The organism is Pseudomonas sp. RIT-PI-AD, assembly GCF_025642785.1.
Lineage (GTDB): Bacteria > Pseudomonadota > Gammaproteobacteria > Pseudomonadales > Pseudomonadaceae > Pseudomonas_T.
In genome coordinates this window covers 169,850-192,262 of record NZ_JANZKU010000008.1, presented here as the reverse complement: position 1 = coordinate 192,262, position 22,413 = coordinate 169,850, and the positions used below count along the sequence as shown (strand labels likewise).

The window sequence follows — 22,413 nt, the reverse complement described above, 5'->3', positions numbered from 1 at the left end:
ACCTCCAAGTAGGGTGGATAACGCGCAGCTTATCCACCGCCCGGGCGCCTAAGCCGCCGGGCCATCCCTGGTTCGCCCGGGCAACCGCTGCTGTGGATACGAACACGCGCAGCGCTATCGCGCCCGAATGCTCTTCAACCACTCGCGTGCCGGGGCCTACGCCCTAGGGCAGCAGCTTTTCCAACCCATCCAGCAGCTGTTGCAGGGCGCCCTGGTTGGCGCGCACCACGCCGAGGGCGGATTCGGCCATGCGGGCGGCCTGGCGCGGGTCGTGCCACAGCCGATCCAGCGCAACGGCCAGGGCGGGAGCGTCGGCGGCTTCCACCAGGGCGCCGGCCGAACGCAACAGGGCGGCGATTTCGAGGAAGTTGAACAGGTGCGGCCCGCTGAGGACCGGCTTGCCGAGGGCCGCCGGCTCCAGCAGGTTGTGGCCACCGCTGGGGATGAGGCTGCCGCCGACGAAGGCGAGATCGGCCAACCCATAGAGAAACAGCAACTCGCCCATGGTGTCGCCGAGCAGGACGCCGGTCTCCGCCGTCGGCGCCTCGCCGGTGGAGCGGCGCAGGGTGGCGAACCCCTGTTGCCGGCACAGCTCGAAGGTCGAGGCGAAGCGTTCCGGATGGCGCGGCACCAGGATCAGCAAGGCGTCCGGCCGGCGCTCGCGCAAACGCCGATGGGCGTCGAGGACCACCTCGTCCTCGCCCGCGTGGGTGCTGGCGGCGATCCATACCGGACGTTGCGTCGCCGCCCACTCCCCGCGCAGCCGCGCGGCACGGGCGACCAGGTCGGCATCGACGCGCAGGTCGAACTTGATCGAGCCGGTCACCGCCACGCAGGCGGGCCGGGCACCCAGCGCGCGGAAGCGCTCCGCCTCGGCCTCGCTTTGCGCGGCGATCAGGCTCAACTCGCCCAGCATCGGCGCGGTGAGGCGATGCAGGCGCCCATAGCCACGGGCGGAGCGTGCCGACAGGCGCGCATTGGCCAGGGCCACGGGAATGCCGCGCCGGGCGCACTGGTGGATGTGATTAGGCCAGAGTTCGGTCTCCATGATCACCGCCAGGCGGGGCCGCACCCGTTCGAGAAAGCGCGCCGAGGCCCAGGGCAGGTCATAGGGCAGGTAGCAGTGCTGCACGCTGTCGCCGAGCGACGCGCGAATACGCTCGGAACCGGTCGGGGTCATGCAGGTGACGGTGATCGGCAGGTGCGGATGCTTCGCCTGCAAGGCCCGGATCATCGGCACGGCGGCGATGCTCTCGCCCACCGAGACCGCGTGGACCCAGATGCCGCCCGGGGCGAACGCCGGCAGGCCGAAGGCGAAGCGCTCGCCCAGGCGCCGCGCATAGGCCGGGGCCTTCCAGGCGCGCCAGGCCAGGCGCAGCAGGATCAGCGGGAGGGCGAGGTGGAACAGCAGGGTATAGAGGGTCCGGTTCATGGGGCGGCAGGGTAGCAAAAAACCTCGGCGCCCGGCCGGCGCGGGTTCCGAAAGCCCGCTCATCGCGGTCCTTCCGCCAGGCCAGCCGATGTCGCGGGGCAAAGATCGTTAGAATGCGTGGTTTCGACCGCGGAGGAACCGCATGAGCGGCTATCTGTACCTCGCTATCGCCATCGGCGCCGAAGTGGTGGCGACCACGTCCATGAAAGCCATCGACGGCCTGCAAAAACCCCTGCCCCTGGCCTTGGTGATCGGCGGCTACGCCATCGCCTTCTGGATGCTCACCCTGGTGGTGAGGACCATTCCGGTAGGGGTCGCCTATGCCATCTGGGCGGGGCTGGGCATCGTCCTGGTGAGCATCGCCGCCTACCTCCTCTACGGGCAGAAGCTCGACCTGCCGGCGGTGTTCGGCATGGGCCTGATCGTCGCCGGCGTGGTGGTGATCCGCCTGTTCTCGGCCAGCACCGGCCACTGAACCGCCGCACCGGGGGCCGCCCTGCGGCGGGAGGCCACGGCCGCCGTCGTGGCGCGCGGGTTATACTCCGGGCCTGTTTTTCCCACGAGTGCAGTCCATGCTCACTTCCCTCTCCACCGACGTGCTGATCGTCGGCGGCGGCATCGCCGGACTCTGGCTGAACGCCCGCCTGCGCCGGGATGGCTACTCGACCCTGCTGGTGGAAAACGCCGCGCTCGGCGGCGGGCAAAGCCTGAAATCCCAGGGCATCATCCACGGCGGCACCAAGTACGCCCTGCAGGGCGTGCTCACCGGGTCTTCCGAGGCCATCGCCGAGATGCCGCGCCGCTGGCGCGATGCCCATGCAGGATACGGCGACCTGGACCTGAGCGGCGTCCGCCTGCTCTCCGAGGCCCATTACCTGTGGTCGCCCGGCACCCTGGCCGGCAACCTCACCAGCTTCTTCGCCAGCAAGGCGATGCGCGGCCGGGTCGACCCGGTAAAAGGCGCCGAGCTGCCGCCGGCGTTGCAGGACCCGCGCTTCAAGGGCAAGGTCTATCGCCTCGCCGAGCTGGTGTTCGACGTGCCCAGCCTGATCGCACGCCTGGCGGACCTGGCGGGCGACAGCCTGCTGGCCGCCCGGCGCATCGAACCGCTGCGCGACGGAGACGAACTGGTCGGGCTGCGGGTCGACGAGCGCGACATCCGCGCCCAACGCATCGTGCTCAGCGCCGGCGCCGGCAATGCCGCGCTGCTCGCCGCCCTCGGCGTGGAGCGCCCGGCGCAGCAGCTGCGGCCGCTGCACATGGTGCTGGCCAAGGGGCCAGCGCTGAAACCGCTGTACGCCCATTGCATGGGCGCCGGACCCAAGCCGCGGATTACCGTGACCAGCCACCCGGCCGCCGACGGCGAGTGGGTCTGGTACCTGGGCGGCGATCTCGCCGAGGCCGAGGGCGTGGCCCGCGACGAAGCGGCGCAGATCGACGCGGCGCGCCGCGAGGTCGGCGAACTGATGCCCTGGATCGATCAGTCCAGGACCCGTTGGGCGACCCTGCGGGTGGATCGCGCCGAGCCCCTGCAAAGCGGGCTCGTCCGCCCGGACAACGCGTTTCTCGCCGAGCAGGATCGCCTGCTGGTGGGCTGGCCGACCAAGCTGGCCCTGGCGCCGGACTTCGCCGACCGGGTGCTGGCCGCGTTGCGGCGCGACGCCATCCGCCCCAGCGCGCCGCCACCGCCGGCCGGGCTGCCGCGCCCTGCCCTGGCCCGCCCCATCTGGGAGGAATGGCTGGCATGAAGAGCCTGCACGATCTGCATCGCCCCCTGGGCGCCACCGGCCTCCAGGTCTCCCCCCTCGGCCTGGGGACGGTCAAGCTGGGCCGCGACCAGGGGGTCAAGTACCCCCAGGGCTTCAGCATCCCCGACGACTTCACCGCGCGGCAGTTGCTCGGCCTGGCGCGGGAGCTGGGGATCAACCTGATCGACACGGCACCGGCCTACGGGCGCAGCGAGGAGCGCCTCGGCCCGTTGCTGCGCGGCCAGCGCGACGACTGGGTGATCGTCAGCAAGGTCGGCGAGGAATTCGAGCTCGGCGAGTCACGCTTCGACTTTTCCCCGGCGCATGCCCGGCGCTCCCTGGAGCGCAGCCTGCGGCACCTGGAAACCGATCGGATCGACCTGCTGCTGGTGCACTCCAACGGCGACGACCTGGCGATCCTGCGCGACAGCGGCGTCTACGAGACCCTCGCGGAGTTCAAGCGCGAGGGCAAGATCCGCGCCTTCGGTCTGTCCGGGAAGACCGTCGAGGGCGGCCTGTTGGCCCTGGAGCACGGCGACTGTGCGATGGTCACCTACAACCTCGCCGCGCGCGGCGAACGGCCGGTGCTGGACTACGCCGCCGCACACGGCAAGGGTCTCCTGGTCAAGAAGGCCCTGGCCAGCGGGCATGCCTGCCTGGGCACGGGCATCGATCCGGTACGCGCCAGCTTCGAGCTGATCTTCGCCCATCCTGGCGTCACCAGCGCCATCGTGGGTACCATCGATCCGCTGCACCTGGCCCACAATGTCGCGGTGGCGGCGGAAACCCTGCGTAGCCCGGGCTAGCCGAGCGGCCCCCGCAGGCGCCACCCTGGCTCGATACGCCCCACAGGAACCCCATCGCGCGCAGCCGACACCGTCCGCGCGACCGATGAACAGCAAGGAGCCGCCATGCCCCGCACCCTCGTCCGCAAGAACCCGGGGTCGTTCAAGACCTTGCCGCTCAGGGTGGAAGCCGGCCCGGAAGGCCTGATCTACAAGAGCGTCGGCCTGCCGCTGAACTTCGCCCAGACCCTGGAGCGCCGCCGGCCGGTGCAGGTCGCCGACCCGCAACGCTTCACCCTCGAACTGGCCAACCTCGGCGTCTCGGTGCGCCTCACCCTCTCCTGGCAAGGCCGCGACTATTGGTTGCTGGTGCGCCAGCAGCGCCCGGACCGGGGCGACACCGTGCTCAAGCTGATCTCCGGCTACGTGCCGGCCCACGAGCTGAATTTGCCCTTGCTCACCGCTATCCAGGAGGTCGCCGAGGAATGCCTGCTGGAGACCGCCGAAGGCTGGCTGGCCGGGCGCTTCGGCGACACCTGGCTGCCCACGCCTTACCAGGCCAGCCTGCATTACCGCGACGCCGTGCATTTCCGCCTCACCCCGCGCTCCGGCGCCGCGCGGCCGGTGCAGAGCGGCAGCCTGACCCTGCTGGAGCGGCCGCACGCCTACGTCCACCTGCCCACCGCCTCGCTGCAACTGGTCTACGACCTGAGCCTGGTCCTGCCCAAGGAAACCCGTCGCCTCAGCCTGTTCCACGTCGACGAAAAGCTCGAAGACGGCCAACTGGTGGCGCGATTGGACCGGCGCCGACCGGACCTCTATCTCCTGCAACTGGACGGCGGGCGCCCCACCGGCGGCCTGTTCGTGCTGCGCCACGGCGAGCTGGCGCCGACGTCGACCCGCGGCCTGTGGCTGTCGGAAAGCTTCGCCGAGCAGGAGGGATGGGTGGTGCAGGACGAGCGCATCCGCTGGAAGGACTGGCTCGCCCGGAGCGGCGCGAGTGACGCGGCGCCGGCCAGGACGCTGCCCTGAGGGGAGCCGCCACGCATAGGCGCAGCGGGCCCGCCGACCAGGGCGGGCGAAGGACGGGCCGCCGTTACTGGCGGCGGATCTTCTCGACGATGGCCGTCGTCGAACTGTTTTCCACCAGGCCGAGCACGCGCACCTCGCCGCCATAGGCCTTGACGATATCCGCGCCGACCACCTGGTCGATGCCGTAGTCGCCGCCCTTGACCAGCACGTCCGGCTTCACCTCGGCCAGCAGGTTGACCGGCGTGTCCTCGCTGAAGCTCACCACCCAGTCCACCGCGCCGAGCCCGGCGAGCACCGCCATGCGCCGGTCGATGGAATTGATCGGCCGGCCCGGCCCCTTGAGGCGGCTGACCGAGGCGTCGTCGTTGACCGCCAGCACCAGGCGATCGCCCTGGGCCCGCGCCTGCTCCAGGTAGGTCACGTGGCCGGCGTGGAGGATGTCGAAGCAGCCGTTGGTGAAGACGATCTTCTCGCCGTGGGCGCGGGCGTCGTCGATGGCCACCAGCAATTGCTCCAGGCTGAGCACGCCGCGCTCCGAACCCTCCTCGCGCTGCACCGCGCGGCGCAGCTCCGGTGCGCTGATCGCCGCGGTGCCGAGCTTGCCGACCACGATGCCGGCCGCCAGGTTGGCCAGCGCCACCGCGTGGGGCAGTTCGGCACCGGCGGCGAGGCTGGCGGCCAGGGTGGAGATCACCGTATCGCCGGCGCCGGTCACGTCGAACACCTCGCGGGCGCGCGCCGGCAGGTGCAGCGGCGGATGCTCGGGGCGCAACAGGGTCATGCCGTGCTCGCCACGGGTCACCAGCAGCGCCTCCAGCTCCAGCTCGCTCATCAGCGCGGCGCCCTTGGCCACCAGTTCGGCTTCGTCGGCGCAACGCCCGACGATGGTCTCGAACTCGCTGAGGTTGGGGGTGAGCAGGCTGGCGCCGCGGTAGATGGAAAAATCCTTGCCCTTGGGGTCGGCCAGCACCGGAATGCCGCGCGCCCGCGCCGCCTGCACCAGGGCCTGGTGGTTCTTCAGCGCGCCCTTGCCGTAGTCGGACAACACCAGCACGCGGATGCCGGCGAGCAAGTCGCTCACCTCGGCGACCAGGGCCTCGGCGTCGGTGGCGAAGGGTTCCTCGAAGTCGATGCGCAGGAGTTGCTGGTGGCGGCTCATGACCCGCAGCTTGACGATGGTCGGCTGCCCAGCGATGCGCTGGAAGCGCGCCTTGACCCCGGCGGCGGCCAGGCTGTCGCCCAGGCTCTCGGCCGCCTCGTCGACGCCGGTGACCCCGACCAGGGTAGCGGGGGCGCCGAGGGCCGCGATGTTCAGCGCGACGTTGGCGGCACCGCCCGGGCGGTCCTCGATCTGTTCGACCTTGACCACCGGTACCGGGGCCTCGGGGGATATCCGCGAGGTGCCGCCATGCCAGTAACGGTCGAGCATGACATCGCCCACCACCAACACGGGCGCTTGATCGTAACGGGGCATGGTCAGCTTCATGGTGACTCCGGAGGCGGCAAAAACGCCGCGAATAATAGCATTTCGAGTATGGCCGCCGTCTCGCCGAGCGCCATGTCGGATGACCGAAGCCGGCTGGCCCCACCACCGGGGCCTGCAAAGGAGGACGAACGAGGCACAGGAACAGGCAGCCGGGAGGGACGAACGGGCCTGCCGAGCGCTTCGCCAGGCAGCCGGGATGCCGCTGGCCCGGCTAGGTCAGTTCGCGCACCCAGAACAGTTCGTGGCGGCGTACGGCCTTGCGGAAGAATTCGTCTTCGCCGCTGGCGGGCCAGCGGCGGCCCGCCAGCCAACGCTGCAGTTGGCGACGCAGGCGCTTCTTCGCCGGCAGGGGCACCCGCAGGTCGTGCTGCATCGCCAAGGCCATCGCCTTGTCCAGGCGCAGGGCGGCGTCCAGGCAAGGGCTCCACAGGCGATCCGCCGGCAGGGCTTCCAGCGCCGGCGGCAGGGCCACACCGCCCTCCGCCGGCCCCATCGGCCAGCGGTCGTTGTCGTGCAGGTGGTTGGCGTAGAGCAGCAGGGTGTGCGGCTGCCAGGCACTGAGCAGGATCGCCTCCAGCAGCGCCTGGGTGGCGGCGACGTGATCGCCGTGGGGGTCCAGTTGCGGGTGAGGGGTGACCACCACCTCGGGGCGCTGCCGCTCCAGCAATGCGGCCAGGTCGGCCACCAGGTTGTTCCAGGTCGGCTGGCCGTCGACGTCGCCGGGCAAGGGCAGCGGGTTGTGCCGCCGTGCGTCGCGGATGTCCGTCCGTTCGGCTTCACGCGAGGCGAAGGCGCGCGTCGGTTCGGCGGCCATCGCCGGCAGTTGCAGGCAGTAGTAGCCGAGCTGCACGCAGCGGCTCTGCGGCACGCCGCCCCACAGGGGGATCGCCAGGCTGTCCCAGGTGCGCAGGCGACCTTTCAGGCGCGCCGCTTGCACCGGGTCGAGGCCCAGCCGCCGGTAATGCTGCGCTTCGATCTCGCCCTGGGTCAGGGTCACCAGGCTGGCCTCCGCGCACTGGCTGTAGAGGCCGAAGGCCGCCAGTTCCGCGTCGTCGGCGTGGGGCGCGACCACCAGCACGCGCGCCTGACGGTAATCCGGGTTGCGCATGGCGTACAGGGTCGCCTGGCTGGCAAGGCGGCAGAAGCGCCCACGCAGGCGCAGTTCGCCGGCGGCCAGGGCGGCCTGCTGCCCGGACAGGTTGAGGTAGCGCTGCCCGTCGACGCCGCGCTCGAAATCCTGGCGGTCGTCGCCGATCCACACCTGGGGATCGCGCCAGCGGCCGAGCCAGTCGGCGGTCAGTCGCACCTGCAGGATCAGGGTATCGGCCTCGCCGCAGTCGCCTTCGAGCCTGAGGGTGCCGCCCTCTATGCGCGCGGCGAAGGTCGGGGTGTCGGCGGGGAAGGCATGGCGATAGTCGTCGCCGGGGGCGTAGAACAGATGGTCGGCGAACCAGGCCTCGTGGGCGACGAACCCCAGCAGCAGCCCCAGCGGCAGCAGCCACCAGGCCAGCAATACGGCGAGCAGCGCCAACAGCGCCAGGCCGATCGACAGGGCCAGGCGCTTGTGCCGGCGGTGACGTTTCAACAGGTCCTGCTTGCGGCTCATGGGCACCTCGGGGCGGCTGTCAGGCCTGGTAGACCGCTACGCGCTGACACCAGCGGTCCTTGTATTCGCGGTCGGCGCGGCCGAAGGAGTAGCGCAGCGGCTTGCCCAGGGCGCGGGCCTCGGCCCAGGCATCCTGGGTATTGATGAAGCTGAGCACGCTGCCGGGGCTGAACGCGCGGTTCTGCGGGTCGACGCCGCCGTTGATGTATTCCAGGCTAATCCATTTCGGCGCCTCGACCCGATACAGCACCTGGATCGCCACCGGTTCGTCGTTGAGGTAGATCAGCGAGCCGGTCATGAACTCGCGCAACAAGGCGAAGACCTCGGCGAGATGGGCCTTGCCGGTGGCCTCGAAGTTCCAGCGACGGCGGAACAGGTCGGCGTAGATCGCCGCCTGTTCATCGGGACTGAGCTCGAGCATCGGCCGGACGACGCCGCCGGCCTCCTCCAGCAGGCGGTGTTCGCGCCGCTGGTTGTAGCGGAATTTCTTGCTGTAGTCCTCTGGCAGGCGCGCCAGGGCGAGGCCTTCGGGTTGCTCGCGCAGGGTGCTGACGGTTGCCGCGTTGAGCGCCGACACGTAGCGCATCTTCAGGCGCACCGGGACCCGCGCGGTCTCGGCCACCGGCAGGATCGCCTCGGCGTTGCCCAGGTCGAACAGGCCGCGTTTGCCGCGACGCTTGAGCACATCCTTGGACAGCGCCAGGTGCCGGCCCCAGGTGGGCACCGCCGCCTGTACTTCGCCGTCGCGGACCCAGCCGAGGTAGCGCACCGGGATACCGGCGAGCCCGGCCAGGCGTTCGACCACCTGCGGATGGGTGGCGACGCTGCCGCCGAACCTCGCCCAGGCCTCGGCATAGGCGCGCGCATCCAGGGTCGTCCAGCCTCGCTCGTACCAGGCCCGCAGCAGACGCGGAATCAAACGCCCTGCTCCAGGCCGACGCCTTCGCGGACGTGCTCGAACTGCCGGGCGTGGAGCCGCGCGTAGTAGCCGTTGAGCGCCAGCAGGTCGCCGTGGGTGCCGCGCTCGACGATGCGCCCGTGGTCCATGACCAGGATCAGGTCGGCGCGCTCGATGGTGGACAGGCGGTGGGCGATGACCAGCGTGGTGCGGCCCCGCATCACCTGGTCGAGGGCGGCCTGGATGTGCCGCTCGGACTCGGTGTCGAGCGCCGAGGTGGCTTCGTCGAGGACCAGCAGCGGGGCGTCCTTGAGCAACGCGCGGGCGATCGCCAGGCGCTGCCGCTGGCCGCCGGAGAGCAGTACGCCGTTCTCCCCGACCAGGGTGTCGTAGCCCTTCGGCAGGCGCTCGATGAACTCGTCGGCGTAGGCCGCCGCGGTGGCGCGGCGCACGGCTTCCTCGGGGGCGCCGGCGAGGTCGCCGTAGGCGATGTTATTGGTCACGGTGTCGTTGAACAGGGTGACGTGCTGGGTCACCAGGGCGATGTGCCGGCGCAGGTTGCGCAAGGTGAAATCCTGCACCTCGACGTCGTCCAGCAGGATCTGCCCGGTGTCGTGGCGGTAGAAACGCGGGATCAGGTTGGCCAGGGTCGACTTGCCGCTGCCCGAGCGGCCGACCAGGGCGACCATCTGCCCCGGCTCGGCGACGAAGGAGATGTTTTCCAGCACCGCTTTCTCGGCGCCGGGGTAGCGGAACGTCAGGTCGCGCACTTCCAGGCGGCCGTTGAGGGCCTCGCGCTCCACCTGGCCGTGGTCCGGCTCGGCCTCGCTGTCCAGTTGCTCGAAGATGCTCTCCGCGCCGGCCAGGCCCTTCTGGATGGTGGCGCTGACTTCGGACAACTGGCGGATCGGCTTGGGCAACAGGCCGGCGGCGGTGATGTAGGCGATCAGTTCGCCCGGCGTGGCGTCGCCGCGCAGGTAGAGGACGAAGTACATCAACACCGCCATGCCGATGTAGATCACCAGTTGCAGCATCGGCGTGTAGATCGACTGGGTGCGGGTCATGCTCAGGCTGCGGTTCATGTTGTCCGCGCTGGCGTCGTGGAAACGCCGTTGCTCGTAGCCCTCGCCGCCGAAGCTGCGCACCACCCGGTAACCCTGGATGGCCTCGGAGGCGACGTGGGTGACGTCGCCCATGGCCACCTGGATCTTCTTGCTCTGCTTGCGGAATTTCTTGCTGGCGCTGGTCACCATGATCGCCACCACCGGCAGGATCGCCAGCATCACCAGGGTCAGCCGCCAGTTCATCAGTAGCAGGTAGCCGAACAGGAAGATCACCGTCATGCCCTCGCGGATCACCACCTTGATGGCATCGGTCGCGGCGCCGGTGACCATGGTCACGTTGTAGGTGATCCGCGAGATCAGGTGGCCGGAGTTGGTGCCGTCGAAATAGCCGTTGGGCAGGGTCAGCATGTTGTCGAACAGCTCGCAGCGCAGGTCATGCACCACGCCACGGGCGACCTTGGCGAGATAATAGTTACCGAGAAATGATCCTATGCCCTGGTAGAGGGCAATGAGTACAATCAGCAGCGGCACGCCGAGCACCAAGGGTATTCCGAGCAGCAGCGCCCCTTTCGGCTGCTGCAGGCCATCCAGGAAATACTTCAACATGTCGGCCAGCATCGGCTGGCTGGAAGCGAACAGCAGGAAGCCCAGGATACTGATGGCGAAAGCGCCCCAGTAGGGAAGCACGTATTTCAGCAATCTCAGGTAGATTTTCAAACTGGACTGCTGGGCGGAATTGGCCATTCGGCGAGCCTCGTACGACTGGCTAGAGAGACAAGATGCGGATTGTAACAGCGAACGAATTACAAATTTGGCTGAGCCAGGGGGAGCTGCTGGAAAAAGACAGCTTCGGTCCCAAGGTGGTGAAGCTGGCCAGCGGTGAGCTGTTGAAGATCTTCCGCGCGCGCGGCAATCGCCTGCTCAACCGCTTGCGCCCGGCCGCGCGGCGCTTCCAGCACCACGCCGAACGCCTGCAGGGCCTCGGCATCCATACCCCGCACATCGTCGACTGCTATTGGCTGGACCGCGAGCAAGCGGTCAGCGCCTGCCTCTATCGGCCGCTGGTGGGACAGCCGCTGGACAGCCTCTACCGTCAGTCGCGCAGCGCCTTCGATTCGCAGTTGCCGGCGCTGGCGCGCTACATCCTCGAATTGCACCGGCGCGGGATCTATTTCCGCTCGCTGCACCTGGGCAACATCCTGCTGACCCCTGAAGGCGAATTCGGCCTGATCGACTTCCTCGACATGCGCTTCAAGGGCCGCCCCCTGGGGCGGACCCTGGTGCAGCGCAACTTCGAGCACCTGCGCAACTACCTGCACCGGCGCAAGGTCGAGGACTTCCCCTGGGACAGGCTGATGGACTGCTATACGGAAGCGAGCAGTTCGTCGAGCTGATCCAGCCCGATCTTCGGCACCAGGGTCGCCGGCAGGCGGCTCTCGCCGGACAGGTTGTAGACCTGGAACGCCGGGTTGATCACCCGTCGCGCCATCAACTCGAAGCTGGGCAGGATGTAGCCGCCGTAGTCGTCGTCGAGGCGACTGTTCAACGCCTGCTCGCCCTGCTCGTAGAAGCGCCCCGGGTGGGCGTTGAGATCGAAGCCCACCAAGAAGACCTTGTCGAAGCCCAGGTGATAGGCCATTTGCAGGCCCGCATAGGGAATGGTGCGGCCGCCGAAATACCCCTTGGACATGTCGCGGCTGAAACCGATGCGGTTGGGCTTCTGCCGTAACAGCGAGAAGCCGCACTCGATATCCGGGTCGTTGCGGACGCTCCAGGAGTAGCGGCGGTTGGACAAGGGCTCGCCTTCCAGCGGCCGGTTGACCCGCTGCATCAGGTAGACCGACTGGCCTTCCACGCTGTCCGGCGCCATTTCCAGCAAGGTCTTCAAGGCGTCGTAGCCGAATGCCGCCTGCTGCGCCCAGGCGACGCCCTGCACCGCCAGCGGCAAGCGCGCGCTGACGAAGCCGGCGTCGTCGCAGAGGTAGAACAGGGGATGGATGTCGTGCTCGACGAACCGCACGATGGAACCGTTCACCGCGAACATCGGCAGGTGCCGGTAGCGCTCCAGCGGGAAGGCCCCGGCGGAGGGGCCGGAGGCGAAGATCACCACCGGTCCGGAGTGACTGCCGCGCATCCGGGCGAAATGCCGGTCGCTGTCGAGAAACGCCTGCAAGCGCTGCCGCAGCGCCGCCTGGGTGATCTGTTCAAGCATGATTGCCGCCCACCTCCCGAGCCTCGTCGGCCCTGCGCGCCTGGCGGCGAATGCTCAGCCAGGCCAATACCAGGAACAGCGGCAGCCAGGTGCAGAACCACTCTTCCCGTGGCTTGACCCAGGGGCCGACGCCGTCGGTGAGCATCGCCAGCCCGGCGAAGCACAGCAGGGCGCACAGCGCGCGCGCCTCCACCTCGGCATGGGCGCGCCAGGTGCGCCAGAACGCCATGAGCTGCATCGCCAACCACAGCGCCAGGCCGACCGCGCCCAAGCGGATGGCGATGTGCAGGTAGACGTTGTGCGCATGTTCGAATGCGATCATGTCCGGCCCCACCTTGAGCACGTAGCCGCTGGCGAAACCGATACCCTGCAGCGGATGCCGGAGGAATTCCAGCCAGGCCTGGTCGGACAGTTCCGGGCGAAACGAGAGGCCCCGTTGCAGCATGAAGTCCGGCCACATCCAGAAGGCGAACAGGCCCAGCGCGGAGAACAGCGCGACGCCCACGCCGGCGCGGGTATCGCGCCACCACAGCGGCGTCAGCAGCACGGTGATGGCCGCCGCCAGCCAAGGGCCCTTGGACTGACACATGACCAGGAACCCCAGGTAGCCACAGCCGGCCAGGCACCAGGCCCAAGTGCGCAACGCGGCCGGCAGATGGCGGCGCAGGCCCGCCAGCAACACCGCCAGGGCGGTGAACACCTGGGCGCCGAGGATCGGGTGGTTGAGCAGGCCGGTGCCGACCACCCGGTCGCGCCAGCCGTGCTCCTGCCAGCCGTAGAAATAACCCAGCGCGACCCAGGCGCAGAGCCCGTTGAGCAGGCAGGCCAGGGCCAGGGTTCGCCAGAACAACGCCGGCGCCAGGCAGCCGAGGGCGATCACCGCGTTGGCGGCGAGCAGTACATAGGGGAATATCTTGGTCTCGTCGCCGGCTATGTCCGCCGGGCTCCAAAACCAGCTCAGCGCCGACCAGCCGGTGAACAGCAGCAGGAGGATGGCCAACGGCTGGCGCCAGGCGCGGCGCAGGGAGGCATGGCGGACCAACGCGATCACGCCGGGCAGCCAGAACAGCGCCATCAATCCCTGGTGATAATGCTTGCTGGACGGCAGCAACGGCATCCCGACCAGCCACCAGAGCAGCCCGGCGGCCAGCCACAGGGCCAGCCAATCGCGACCCGCAGCCGATGCGGCGCCCTGGATGGGTAACTCCTGGCCCGTTCGGCGCGTGTCCAGGGATGGCGACAATACCGCTTGATTCAACTCAACTCGCTCCAATAGCGGATTCGGCTCCACCCGCGCGTGAGCGCCTTGCGGAATTTCAGTTTGGGACGGCGGCTGACCGCCTCGATGTCGCTCATGTCGTTCAACCGCTGGTTGGCCAGCACCGGCTTGACCATGAAGGTCGCCACCTGCGGTTGCAGGACTTCCGAGTAGTACCAATCCAGCGGCAGGCCAGAGGCCGCCGCCTCATCGAGAATCCGCGAATAGAGGCGCTCGCTGACCAGGTAGGCATGGGCCAGCCTGACCCGCGACACGCGCGCCAGGTTGGCGGAGACGGCCGTCTTGCGACCGCCTTTCTTCTTCAGGGTGCCGCCGAGGTAGAGCAGGTCCCAGTCCTGCCCGCGCAGCTGCCGCTCGACCCGGTTCAGCACCGGCAGCGTGTAGGACTCGAACACACAGTCGTCTTCGAGGATCAGCACATGGGGCCAGCCCTGTCGTTGCGCGTGGCGCAAGGCGTCCAGGTGGCTCTGCATGCAACCCCAGGTGGCGCGCACCTTGCTCGCCAGGCCCGGGCTTTCGCCGTCGGTACGCCGCAGGAAGGCGTGGAGTTCGACCAGTTCCGGACGCTGCAGGATGTCCAGGTCCGGGCGGATCGCCGAGAGCCGCTCGGCGCCCTGAATGCCGAAACGCTGGAACTGCCGCTGCATCTCCGCCCAGCGGTCCTCGCGGGAATCCAGGTTGATCACCAGGACGTGGTCGAAAAAACAGGCCTTGTTCGGCTTGGCGCTCACGCTCGGAAACTCGCTGCAAAGGAAGGGAAGCGCATGTCACACCGAACCGGAAGGCGCGGCGGGCAACGGATGGCTGGCGATGCTTTGCGGCCGGCCTTGCAGCAGGGCCTCAAGGACTTCCAGGGTATTGGCCAGGCCGGCGACGCGATGCGCCAGATGGTATTCACAGAACTGACGCGCTTTTTCCACTTCCATCGGATAGTCGTGCTCCAGCGCCCGCAGGCGCGATTCCAGAGTAGGCAGGTCCCGCACCGCCGGGCCGAAGAAACGCTCCTGCTGGAAGATATCCGTTTCCTGGGAAACGTTCACATAAATCACCGGCCTGCCCGCGAGGGTGGCCTCGATCACCGCGTTGGAGATCACGCTGAACACCGCCGAGGCCCGGGCCAGCGCATCGGCGAGCCCACAGCCCGGGGGGAGCAGCTCGACGTTGCCCAGGCTGGCGGCGGCCTCGCGCCAGAAGGTGGCGGAACTGCGCGGATGCGCCTTGACCAGCAAACGCTGCTCGGGATGGCGTTGCGCCCATTCGCGCAGCAGGCGATAGGTGCGGCGATAGCCCGGCAGCTTTTCCTTGTCCGGGCCGACCCCCAGCAACAATAGGGTTCGCTCGCCCATCTGCGGCGGCGGCAGTTCGTAGCTGCCGTCGATCATGTGCGAGCCGCACAGCACCGCCCGCGAACTGCCGAAACGCAGGCGCCGCGCCAGCAGCGCTTCCAGCGAACTGCGGCCGAACAGCAGGTAGTAGTCATAGTCGTTCATGCCCAGCCGCCGCGATCCCTCGACCGTGCTGGCGTGGGCCAGGTGCACCAGCAAGGCGCCGCGCGCGTTCAGCGCCAGGCGCAGGAACGGCACGTAGAAGCTGCCGTTGCGGTCGTTCAGCAAGAGCCGGGGCTGGTAGCGGCGCTCCAGCCATTGGGCGTGGGCGGCATAGCCGAAATACCGCAAGGGCACCGGATAGGGGGGCGCGGCCAGGCAGCGGCCGGCGAGCAGGCGCGCCGGCTCGTCGAGGGCGGTCTCCAGCAGCAGGTGACCGCGCGCCCTCAGGGTGTCGATCAGCAACCGTTTGCGCTGGAACGCGATGACCTTGGGCGCCGATTGCAGGAGCAGCAGTTCGCAGGCCAGCGTCTGTACCCCATCGTCCAGGCGCCGCCGCGCACGCCAGCCGAACAACAGGTCGAACCAGGCCTCGCGGACAAATCGCAGCAGGCTGCCGAACAGCCCGTGGCGCTCCCGCAGCAATTGCCAGCGGTAGCGGTCCAGGGCCCGGGCCTTGGCGCGCCAGGGGTTGTCGTCGAGGGGCGGCTGGCTCATGGCGGCCCTCAGCGATAGCCGGCGGTCATCGGCAGCGTCCAGAAACGCTGTCGCGCCGCGGCATCGGAAAACAGCGCGTCCAACCGCTGGAGCTGGCGCCGGCGCTCGTCCTCCACCTGCGCCGCTTCCCGGCGCGAGGCCTGCGTCAACGCGGCCGCCAGGGCCACGACGTCGCCCAAGGGGAAACAGGTGCCCGCGCCTTCCAGCACCTCGGGCGCGCCGCCGCAATCGCTGCCCACCACCGGCACGCCCGCGGCCATCGCCTCGAGCAACACCATGCCGAAAGGCTCGTGGTCGGAACTCAGGACGAACAGGTCGAAGGCCCGGAAATAATGCCGCGCATCCGCCACCTGGCCGAGGAAGCGCACCTGGCCGGCAACGCCCAACCGGTCGGCCAGGGCGTTCAGCTCAGACTCCAGGCGCCCGCTGCCCATGATCGCCAGCAGGCTGCCGGCGGGCAGCCCGGGCAGGGCCTGGGCGAAGGCGCGGATCAGGGTGGCCTGGTCCTTGTCCGGATGCAGGCGGCCGACGTTGCCCAGGATCCAGGCCGTTTCCGGCAGGCCCAAGGCACGCCGCGCCTCGCCTGGCTCCAGCAGGGCGCCCTGCACGGCATGGCGGTCCAGGCGGTTGTAAAGGGTTTCGATGCGCTCGGCCGGCCAATCCGGCAGGCACGCCCGCATGTCGTCGCGCACCGCGTTGGAAACGCCGAGCAGGCTCAGGCGTGCGCGGAACAGCCGGGCGAACAGGCGCCGCGACAGGCGCCGGTAGTCGCCGAAGGCGTGGTGCACGCCGATCACCGGCAACGTACTGGCCAACAGCGCCACGTAGACCGGCTTGAAACGGTGGGCGATGCAGAAACGGAAATCCCGCCCGCGCAGCAGGCGGCGCAGATCGGCGATGGCCTTCAGCTTGAGGCCGCGTACGTCGCGGCTGCTGTAGTCGAGGAAGATCACCTCGTCGGAGGCCGAACCCCGCTCCACCGCCGCGCTCGGCGCGCCGGTGAGGTAGACGGTGGTCACCGCGTAAGGTGTCCCCGCGAACAGGCTCGCGTACTGCCGGGCGCAGTCCAGGAAGGGACCGTCGTAGCCATGGCAGAACTGCAACACCCGCGGCCCGTCCCGGCGCGCGCGCGGCGCGCCCGACGGCTCCTCCACCGGCACGTCCCCGACCGGCGGGCTCACGCTGCGAAACCCCGGGAGGGCTCAGACCGGCTCATGCCAGTCCATGCCATCCTTGACCACCAGGATGTCTTCCATGATCAGGTAACGCAGGTCGGACCCGTAGAACATGTTCAGCGCATCGGTGGGCGAGCAGACCATCGGCTCGCCACGGCGATTCAGCGAGGTGTTCAGGGATACGCCGTTGCCGGTGAGGTTCTCCAGCTCCTTCATCATGTCGTAGTAGCGCGGGTTGTAGTCGCGCTTGAGCACCTGGGCGCGGGAGGTGCCGTCCTCGTGCACCACTTCGGGCACGCGGCTCTTCCACTCCTCGTGCACCTCGAAGGTGAAGGTCATGAAGGGCGACGGGTGGTCGACCTTGAGCATCTGCGGGCCCACGGTATCCAGCATCGACGGGCAGAACGGCCGCCAGCGCTCACGGAACTTGATCTGCTCGTTGATCCGGTCGGCGACCCCGGCGCTGCTCGGGCAGCCGACGATCGAACGCCCGCCGAGGGCGCGTGGGCCGAACTCCATGCGGCCCTGGAACCAGGCCACCGGGTTGCCGGCCACCATGATCCGCGCGATGCGCCGGGGCATGTCGTCGATCTTCTTCCACACCGGCTTGTGCGGGTGCCGCGCGCAGGCGGCGATCACGTCCTCGTTGCTGTAGGACGGGCCGAGGTAGACGTGTTCCATCTTCTCCACCGGCACGCCACGGCGCTGCGACACATAGGCGGCGGCGCCCACCGCGGTGCCGGCGTCGCCCGAGGCCGGCTGCACGAACAGCTCCTTGACCTCTTCGCGGGCGATGATCTTCTGGTTGAGCTTGACGTTCAGCGCGCAGCCGCCGGCGAAGGCGATCTTGCCGGTCTCGCGGATGATGTCGCCCAGGTAGTAATCCATCATCTCCAGGGCGAGCTTCTCGAACAGTGCCTGCATGCTCGCCGCGTAATGGATGTAGGGGTCGTCGGCGATGTCGCCCTGGCGCTTCGGCCCCAGCCACTCGATGAGCTTGGGCGAGAAATAGAAACCCTTGCCGTTTTCCTTGTAGCGCCGCAAGCCGATGACGTTGGCGTATTCGGTGTTGATCACCAGCTCGCCGTTCTCGAAGCTCGCCAGGCGGGAAAAATCGTACTTCGCCGCGTCGCCGTAGGGCGCCATGCCCATCACCTTGAACTCGCCGTCGAGCATCTCGAAGCCGAGGAACTCGGTGATGGCGCCGTACAGGCCGCCCAGGGAATCCGGATCGTAGAATTCCTTGAGCTTGTGGATGACGCCGTTCTCGCCATAGCCGAAGAAGGTGGTGGCGTACTCGCCCTTGCCGTCGATGCCGAGGATCGCGGTCTTTTCCTTGAAGCCGGAGCAGTGGTAGGCGCTGGAGGCGTGGGCCAGGTGGTGCTCGACCGGTTCGAGCGTGACCTTCTTCGCGTCGAAGCCGAGCTGCTCCAGGCACCAGAGGATCTTGCGGCGGTAGCGCTTGTAGCGGCGGTTGCCCATCAGGATCGCGTCGAGGGCACGGTCCGGCGCGTAGAAATAGCGCTTGGCGTAGTGCCAGCGGGCCTTGCCGAACAGGCTGATGGGGGCGAAGGGGATCGCCACCACGTCGACGTCGGCGGGGGTGATCCCGGCCTGTTCCAGGCAGAACTTCGCCGACTCGTAGGGCATGCGGTTCTTCGCGTGCTTGTCGCGCACGAAGCGTTCTTCTTCGGCGGCGGCGATCAGCTTGCCGTCGATGTACAGCGCCGCCGAGGGGTCATGGCTCAGGGCGCCGGATAGGCCGAGGATCGTCAATGCCACAGATAAAGCCTCTTCAAACAGCGCGGCTCGATAAGCGAAGCCGCGGCGGTCGTTTATATGGGTCGCTCCGCCCGCTGGCGGAGCCCTTGCAGCCGCGTCAGGCCGGGTCGGCGCTGACGCTGGCTACGGGAATACGTGCGTCGAGCAGCCGGTACAACCCGCTGTCCGCCGGCCAGTTGCGCAGGAAGCGGGCGCGGTCGCGGGCATAGGCGCGGGCGAAGCGGCGCGGACTGCGGTGTTGGCACATGGCGTCCAGGTCGATCATCGACCAGCGCCCGCCTTCGGGGTCCCCTTCCCACAACAGGTTATGCCCCTTGAGGTCGCCATGGCTGATGCGCTCGCGGATCAGCGCGGCGAACAGACGATCCAGGGCGACCAGCTCGGATTCCGGCGGAACGCCTGCGTTCGCCGCGAGGTAGGGCTGGAAGCGCGCGATTATATCGTCACCCGGCACATATTCGGTAATCAGGTACGCGCGTCCGCGCAGCCAGCAGAAACGCCGCTCCAGCACCGCCAGCGGGCGCGGGGTGGCGATCCCGAGAAACGCCAGGCGATTGCCCTCGTACCAGCTGTGCCAGGCGCGGCTGGGTCGCCAGAAGCGTTTCAGCCAATGGGCGGGGTTCTTCACGTTGTAGCGCTTGACCAGCCAGGAACGGCCTTGGCGATCGACCCTGGCCACGCTGGCGGCGCCGCCCGTCTTGAACAGGTGCCCCGCGTCCACCAACGGGTCGGGGTCGGCCAGCAGGGCGTCGAGCGCGCCCTCGCAGTCGCGACGGACCACGCGCAGGCCGAAGGCGCCGATCCGCGCGCTGAACAGGCTGCAATCGCGGCCGACCTTGCGCAGGTAATCGCGCAGGCGCCAGCGGCGTACCCGCGCCACCCGCTGCAGCAGGGCTTCCAGCGGCAGGGCATGCTCGCCGTTGGCCAGCAGGTAGTGCACCAACAGTTCTTCGGTGAAGGGCTCCAGGGCCGGCGGCAACTGGGCGAAGAACACCCCCAGGTTGTCCAGCACCCGTTCGCGGGAAAGCGGCTGGCCGGGCTGCTCGGCCTGCACGCCCCCGCCGTCGATCAGGTACAGCACGTCGTCCTGACGCAGCAGGTTGTCGAGGTGCAGGTCGGCCTGCCACAGCCCCTTGGCATGCAGGCCGGCGATGGCCGCCAGGGCCTCGCCGAGCACCGCGGCCTGGGCCTCGGACAGCGGCGTCTGGGCCTCCACGTCCAACCAGGCATCGGCCAGGCTGTGGGCGTCGGCCAGGTAGTCGAAGAGCAGCCAGCCGCCCTGCCCCTCCGCCAGGCCCTCGGCGAGCAGGGCCGGGGTGGCCAACCGCTGATCGGCCAGCAGGCGCGCGCCCTCGCGCTCGCGCTGGAAATGCCGGGCGGCCTTGGTGCCCACCAGCAGCTTGGCCAGCACCTTGCGCCCCCGCCATTCGGCGACGCCGACGTAGCGCTGGCCCGGCAATACCCGCAACAGCCGGTGCAGGGTCAGGCTGGCCGGACCGGCGGCGTCCGCCAGCTCGATCCGCAGCGGCAGCGCCGGCGTACGCCCGGCGCGGGCCAGCTCGGCGAGGTTCATAGGCGTGCCTCCTTGTGCTGGCGGCGTCTCGACAGGCGCCGCCACCAGGTGTCGACCTGGGTTCCGTCGCCCAGGTAGACGCCGAGCAGGTAGCGCACCTCGTCCTCGCTCCAGGCCATCGCACGGCGCAACAGGGGTTCCAGGTCCTTGACCCGGTCGCGCCAGCCGAACAGCAGCGGTCGGGTTTTCTCCAGGTCGATCAGGCAGGCCTCGAAGCCGCTTTCGGTCTCACGCAGGAAAATATGCTTGGGATAGAAGCAGCCGTGCATCTGCCCGGCCGCGTGCAGGCGCCGGGCCAGCAAGCCGCAGGCCCGCAGGATCGCTTGGCGGCGGGCGGGTTCCAGGGCCTGCCAGCCCGCCAGGAAGCCGTCCAGCTCGCGCCAGTCGTCGAGGGCGCGGGTCAGCAGCAGCGCGCGGCGCTCGTCTCGCACCTGCCGGGCACCGAAGTACACGGCCTCCAGGGCCGGGATCCCGAGCTGCCGGTAGCGCTGGATATTGCGGAACTCCCGGGCGAAGGTCGGCTCGCCGAAGGGGTGGCGCAGGCTGCGGGTCAGGTGGTTGCTCTGGCGTTTCAGGTAGAAGGCCGCCTCGCCCAGGTCCAGGCGATAGACGCTGCTCCAGCCGCCGCGCTCGACGTTGGGTTCGTCCACCGCCGGCAGGTCGAGCGCCCACAGCGCGTCGTAGCCGGCCAGGCCGTGGCGGTCGAGCAAGGCGCGGTCGCCGGTGGCGATGAAATCGCTCATTCGCGCCCCTCGAAGAAATCCAAGACCTGGGCGATCCGCACCTTGTCCGCCGCGGTCAGGCGCCGATAGCCGCGGTAGTGCAGGTAGAAGCGCAGCCGCTGGGTGCGCGACAACTGGTGCTTGGCGACCTTGTCCAGGCAGGCCAGGTCCTTGACGATGCGCCGACGCAACAGCGGGCCCCACCAGAACGAGCCGGTCGGGCAGTCGATGAAGAACAGACGGCCGCTGCCGTCCACCAACAGGTTGCGCCACTTCAGGTCGTTGTGGGCGAAGTGATGGGCATGCAGGGTCCGGGTGGCCTCGGCCAGTTGCCGGCCGACCGCCTCGACCCAGGCGGGGTCGCGCAGGCGCGGATCGCCGCGCTTGGCCAGCAGCGCCAGGTCCTCGGTGTCGACCAACTCGCGGGTGATCAGCGCACCGCGGGTGAACACCCCGCCCTCGCGCTCCAGGCCCCAGGCGACGATGGGCGCGGTGGGAATGCCCCAGCGCGCGAAGTGTCGCAGGTTCTGCCACTCGGCCTTGACCCGCGGGCGGCCGAGGAAGCGCCGCAGGCCCTTGCCGGCGCCGCAATAGCGCTTGACGTAGTAGCGCACCCCGGCGCGCTGGACGCGCACCACTTCCGACAGGGGGTCCTGGGTCAGTCGCTCGCCTTCCAGGGCGAATACCGCCTCCAGGCTGCCGAACTCCTGCGCCAGCTCCCGGTATTCCGCCGCCAGGTTCCAACTCGCCATCAGAGCGCGTCCCCATACCGTTGTTTACGGGCATACAGCTTGGCCGCCTTGCGCTCCAGCCAGCCCAGCAGCCGCGCCTCGTCGCGCAGGATAGGCCGCAGCGAACCCTGCCCGGCCGCGTGGCGGAAGTAGGTGCGCAGGAAGCGCAGCTTGTCGCGCCGGGTCAGGCCGATGTCCAGGGCGGAGAAGTACAGCGCGGCCAGGTCCTTGTCGCGCCAGCGCCGGGGCGTCGCCGCGCGGGTCTGGGCGCGGTGCAGGTCGATCAGCGAGAGGCGGAACGACCCGGCGCGCACCGGCTGGTCGGTGTGCAGCAGGAAGTGACAGATGTAGCAATCGCGGTGGTTGACCCCGGCACGGTGCATGTCGCCGGTCATCCGCGCCACCTCGGCGATCAGCGCGTGCTTGAGCGCCGGCGCCGGCGGCGTGCGCGCCCAGTCCAGGCTGAAATCCTCTAGGCTGAGGGTCGGCGCCAATTCTTCGGTGACGATGAAGGAATGCTGCGTCGCCGGGTTACCGCCGCGCTCGCCGTAGGCCACCGCGGTCATGGTCGGCACGCCCGCCTCGGTCAGGCGCTGGATCGCCGTCCACTCCTGGCCGGCGCCGAGCACCGGCGCCTTGGCGGTCAGCAGGTTCTTGGCGATCTCGCCCCAGCCGATGCCCCGGTGGATCTTGACGAAATAACCGCGTCCCGCGACTTCGGTGCGCAGGGTGCGGCGGCCTTCCAGCTCGCGGTAGACCTGGCCCTGGAGCTTCTCCACTTCGGCGAAGGCATCGCGCCCGGACCAGAGCGTGCGGAAGGGTTCGGCGAGGATGAGCTTCATCGGG

General features: G+C 69.0%; 20 protein-coding genes. 5 read left to right on the top strand and 15 right to left on the bottom strand.

The features are described from left to right. Nucleotides 1-163: 163 nt before the first annotated feature. Complete coding sequence (waaA, locus tag OGL92_RS09940) at nucleotides 164-1,432, bottom strand: lipid IV(A) 3-deoxy-D-manno-octulosonic acid transferase (RefSeq protein ID WP_263143346.1); 1,269 nt, start codon at nucleotides 1,430-1,432, stop codon at nucleotides 164-166. Nucleotides 1,433-1,574: 142 nt separating this feature from the next. On the opposite strand from waaA, the gene OGL92_RS09935 reads away from it, so the two are divergent. The 4 genes from OGL92_RS09935 (at nucleotide 1,575) to OGL92_RS09920 (ending at nucleotide 4,997) form a co-directional block, all read left to right on the top strand. Beyond that, nucleotides 1,575-1,907, top strand: a complete 333-nt coding sequence (locus OGL92_RS09935; RefSeq protein WP_263143343.1) for an SMR family transporter — start codon at nucleotides 1,575-1,577, stop codon at nucleotides 1,905-1,907. A gap of 97 nt (nucleotides 1,908-2,004) precedes the next feature. Further along, nucleotides 2,005-3,180: an FAD-dependent oxidoreductase gene (locus OGL92_RS09930; protein WP_263143340.1), complete on the top strand. Its 1,176-nt coding sequence runs from the start codon at nucleotides 2,005-2,007 to the stop codon at nucleotides 3,178-3,180. Next, nucleotides 3,177-3,986 (top strand): aldo/keto reductase, encoded by an 810-nt coding sequence (locus OGL92_RS09925; protein WP_263143339.1) that lies wholly within the window; start codon nucleotides 3,177-3,179, stop codon nucleotides 3,984-3,986. The genes OGL92_RS09930 and OGL92_RS09925 overlap by 4 nt, the downstream gene beginning before the upstream one ends. Before the next feature lie 105 nt (nucleotides 3,987-4,091). Beyond that, nucleotides 4,092-4,997, top strand: a complete 906-nt coding sequence (locus tag OGL92_RS09920) for a metal ABC transporter ATPase (protein WP_263143337.1) — start codon at nucleotides 4,092-4,094, stop codon at nucleotides 4,995-4,997. Nucleotides 4,998-5,061: 64 nt separating this feature from the next. Here OGL92_RS09920 and hldE read toward each other — a convergent pair whose 3' ends face one another. The 4 genes from hldE to msbA all read right to left on the bottom strand — a co-directional run bounded on the left by hldE (nucleotide 5,062) and on the right by msbA (nucleotide 10,795). Further along, nucleotides 5,062-6,483 (bottom strand): bifunctional D-glycero-beta-D-manno-heptose-7-phosphate kinase/D-glycero-beta-D-manno-heptose 1-phosphate adenylyltransferase HldE, encoded by a 1,422-nt coding sequence (hldE, locus tag OGL92_RS09915; protein ID WP_263143333.1) that lies wholly within the window; start codon nucleotides 6,481-6,483, stop codon nucleotides 5,062-5,064. 211 nt (nucleotides 6,484-6,694) lie between these two features. Then, on the bottom strand, nucleotides 6,695-8,089 hold the full coding sequence (locus OGL92_RS09910) for a PIG-L family deacetylase (RefSeq protein WP_263143331.1): 1,395 nt from the start codon (nucleotides 8,087-8,089) through the stop codon (nucleotides 6,695-6,697). 19 nt (nucleotides 8,090-8,108) lie between these two features. Next, complete coding sequence (locus OGL92_RS09905; protein WP_263143370.1) at nucleotides 8,109-9,005, bottom strand: antimicrobial resistance protein Mig-14; 897 nt, start codon at nucleotides 9,003-9,005, stop codon at nucleotides 8,109-8,111. Continuing rightward, nucleotides 9,005-10,795 carry a lipid A export permease/ATP-binding protein MsbA gene (msbA, locus tag OGL92_RS09900; protein ID WP_263143329.1) on the bottom strand — a complete coding sequence of 597 codons (1,791 nt, stop codon included), beginning with the start codon at nucleotides 10,793-10,795 and terminating at the stop codon, nucleotides 9,005-9,007. The genes OGL92_RS09905 and msbA overlap by 1 nt, the downstream gene beginning before the upstream one ends. A 35-nt stretch (nucleotides 10,796-10,830) precedes the next feature. On the opposite strand from msbA, the gene OGL92_RS09895 reads away from it, so the two are divergent. Next, nucleotides 10,831-11,445 (top strand): lipopolysaccharide kinase InaA family protein, encoded by a 615-nt coding sequence (locus OGL92_RS09895; protein ID WP_263143328.1) that lies wholly within the window; start codon nucleotides 10,831-10,833, stop codon nucleotides 11,443-11,445. On the opposite strand, the gene OGL92_RS09890 is transcribed toward OGL92_RS09895, so the two are convergent. The 10 genes from OGL92_RS09890 to rfaP form a co-directional block, all read right to left on the bottom strand. After that, nucleotides 11,415-12,263 carry a lipopolysaccharide core biosynthesis protein gene (locus OGL92_RS09890; RefSeq protein ID WP_263143327.1) on the bottom strand — a complete coding sequence of 283 codons (849 nt, stop codon included), beginning with the start codon at nucleotides 12,261-12,263 and terminating at the stop codon, nucleotides 11,415-11,417. The genes OGL92_RS09895 and OGL92_RS09890 overlap by 31 nt on opposite strands. After that, nucleotides 12,256-13,521, bottom strand: coding sequence for an O-antigen ligase family protein (locus tag OGL92_RS09885; RefSeq protein ID WP_263143325.1), 1,266 nt, complete (start codon nucleotides 13,519-13,521; stop codon nucleotides 12,256-12,258). Before OGL92_RS09885 ends, OGL92_RS09890 begins: the two co-directional genes overlap by 8 nt. Further along, the gene (locus OGL92_RS09880; protein WP_263143322.1) at nucleotides 13,518-14,273 is read right to left on the bottom strand and encodes a glycosyltransferase family 25 protein; all 756 of its coding nucleotides are present in this window, start codon (nucleotides 14,271-14,273) and stop codon (nucleotides 13,518-13,520) included. The genes OGL92_RS09885 and OGL92_RS09880 overlap by 4 nt, the downstream gene beginning before the upstream one ends. Nucleotides 14,274-14,309: 36 nt before the next feature. Next, nucleotides 14,310-15,584, bottom strand: coding sequence for a capsule biosynthesis protein (locus tag OGL92_RS09875; RefSeq protein WP_263143321.1), 1,275 nt, complete (start codon nucleotides 15,582-15,584; stop codon nucleotides 14,310-14,312). A gap of 8 nt (nucleotides 15,585-15,592) precedes the next feature. Next, nucleotides 15,593-16,738 (bottom strand): glycosyltransferase, encoded by a 1,146-nt coding sequence (locus OGL92_RS09870; protein WP_263143369.1) that lies wholly within the window; start codon nucleotides 16,736-16,738, stop codon nucleotides 15,593-15,595. 48 nt (nucleotides 16,739-16,786) lie between these two features. Beyond that, nucleotides 16,787-18,541, bottom strand: a complete 1,755-nt coding sequence (locus OGL92_RS09865) for a carbamoyltransferase (RefSeq protein WP_263143319.1) — start codon at nucleotides 18,539-18,541, stop codon at nucleotides 16,787-16,789. Nucleotides 18,542-18,638: 97 nt separating this feature from the next. Next, a complete protein-coding gene (locus OGL92_RS09860) occupies nucleotides 18,639-20,114 on the bottom strand; it encodes a lipopolysaccharide kinase InaA family protein (protein ID WP_263143317.1) in 1,476 nt (491 codons plus the stop codon). Continuing rightward, nucleotides 20,111-20,857, bottom strand: coding sequence for a lipopolysaccharide kinase InaA family protein (locus tag OGL92_RS09855; RefSeq protein ID WP_263143315.1), 747 nt, complete (start codon nucleotides 20,855-20,857; stop codon nucleotides 20,111-20,113). The genes OGL92_RS09860 and OGL92_RS09855 overlap by 4 nt, the downstream gene beginning before the upstream one ends. Beyond that, a complete protein-coding gene (locus tag OGL92_RS09850; RefSeq protein ID WP_263143314.1) occupies nucleotides 20,854-21,588 on the bottom strand; it encodes a lipopolysaccharide kinase InaA family protein in 735 nt (244 codons plus the stop codon). Before OGL92_RS09850 ends, OGL92_RS09855 begins: the two co-directional genes overlap by 4 nt. Next, nucleotides 21,588-22,409, bottom strand: a complete 822-nt coding sequence (rfaP, locus tag OGL92_RS09845; protein WP_263143313.1) for a lipopolysaccharide core heptose(I) kinase RfaP — start codon at nucleotides 22,407-22,409, stop codon at nucleotides 21,588-21,590. Before rfaP ends, OGL92_RS09850 begins: the two co-directional genes overlap by 1 nt. Nucleotides 22,410-22,413: the final 4 nt, after the last annotated feature.

What these genes read in the sequence shown, in the direction of transcription:
- waaA (WP_263143346.1), bottom strand. Translation starts at nt 1,432, where the DNA reads ATGAACCGGACCCTCTATACCCTGCTGTTCCACCTCGCCCTCCCGCTG.
- OGL92_RS09935 (WP_263143343.1), top strand. Translation starts at nt 1,575, where the DNA reads ATGAGCGGCTATCTGTACCTCGCTATCGCCATCGGCGCCGAAGTGGTG.
- OGL92_RS09930 (WP_263143340.1), top strand. Translation starts at nt 2,005, where the DNA reads ATGCTCACTTCCCTCTCCACCGACGTGCTGATCGTCGGCGGCGGCATC.
- OGL92_RS09925 (WP_263143339.1), top strand. Translation starts at nt 3,177, where the DNA reads ATGAAGAGCCTGCACGATCTGCATCGCCCCCTGGGCGCCACCGGCCTC.
- OGL92_RS09920 (WP_263143337.1), top strand. Translation starts at nt 4,092, where the DNA reads ATGCCCCGCACCCTCGTCCGCAAGAACCCGGGGTCGTTCAAGACCTTG.
- hldE (WP_263143333.1), bottom strand. Translation starts at nt 6,483, where the DNA reads ATGAAGCTGACCATGCCCCGTTACGATCAAGCGCCCGTGTTGGTGGTG.
- OGL92_RS09910 (WP_263143331.1), bottom strand. Translation starts at nt 8,089, where the DNA reads ATGAGCCGCAAGCAGGACCTGTTGAAACGTCACCGCCGGCACAAGCGC.
- msbA (WP_263143329.1), bottom strand. Translation starts at nt 10,795, where the DNA reads ATGGCCAATTCCGCCCAGCAGTCCAGTTTGAAAATCTACCTGAGATTG.
- OGL92_RS09895 (WP_263143328.1), top strand. Translation starts at nt 10,831, where the DNA reads ATGCGGATTGTAACAGCGAACGAATTACAAATTTGGCTGAGCCAGGGG.
- OGL92_RS09890 (WP_263143327.1), bottom strand. Translation starts at nt 12,263, where the DNA reads ATGCTTGAACAGATCACCCAGGCGGCGCTGCGGCAGCGCTTGCAGGCG.
- OGL92_RS09875 (WP_263143321.1), bottom strand. Translation starts at nt 15,584, where the DNA reads ATGAGCCAGCCGCCCCTCGACGACAACCCCTGGCGCGCCAAGGCCCGG.
- OGL92_RS09860 (WP_263143317.1), bottom strand. Translation starts at nt 20,114, where the DNA reads ATGAACCTCGCCGAGCTGGCCCGCGCCGGGCGTACGCCGGCGCTGCCG.
- OGL92_RS09855 (WP_263143315.1), bottom strand. Translation starts at nt 20,857, where the DNA reads ATGAGCGATTTCATCGCCACCGGCGACCGCGCCTTGCTCGACCGCCAC.
- OGL92_RS09850 (WP_263143314.1), bottom strand. Translation starts at nt 21,588, where the DNA reads ATGGCGAGTTGGAACCTGGCGGCGGAATACCGGGAGCTGGCGCAGGAG.
- rfaP (WP_263143313.1), bottom strand. Translation starts at nt 22,409, where the DNA reads ATGAAGCTCATCCTCGCCGAACCCTTCCGCACGCTCTGGTCCGGGCGC.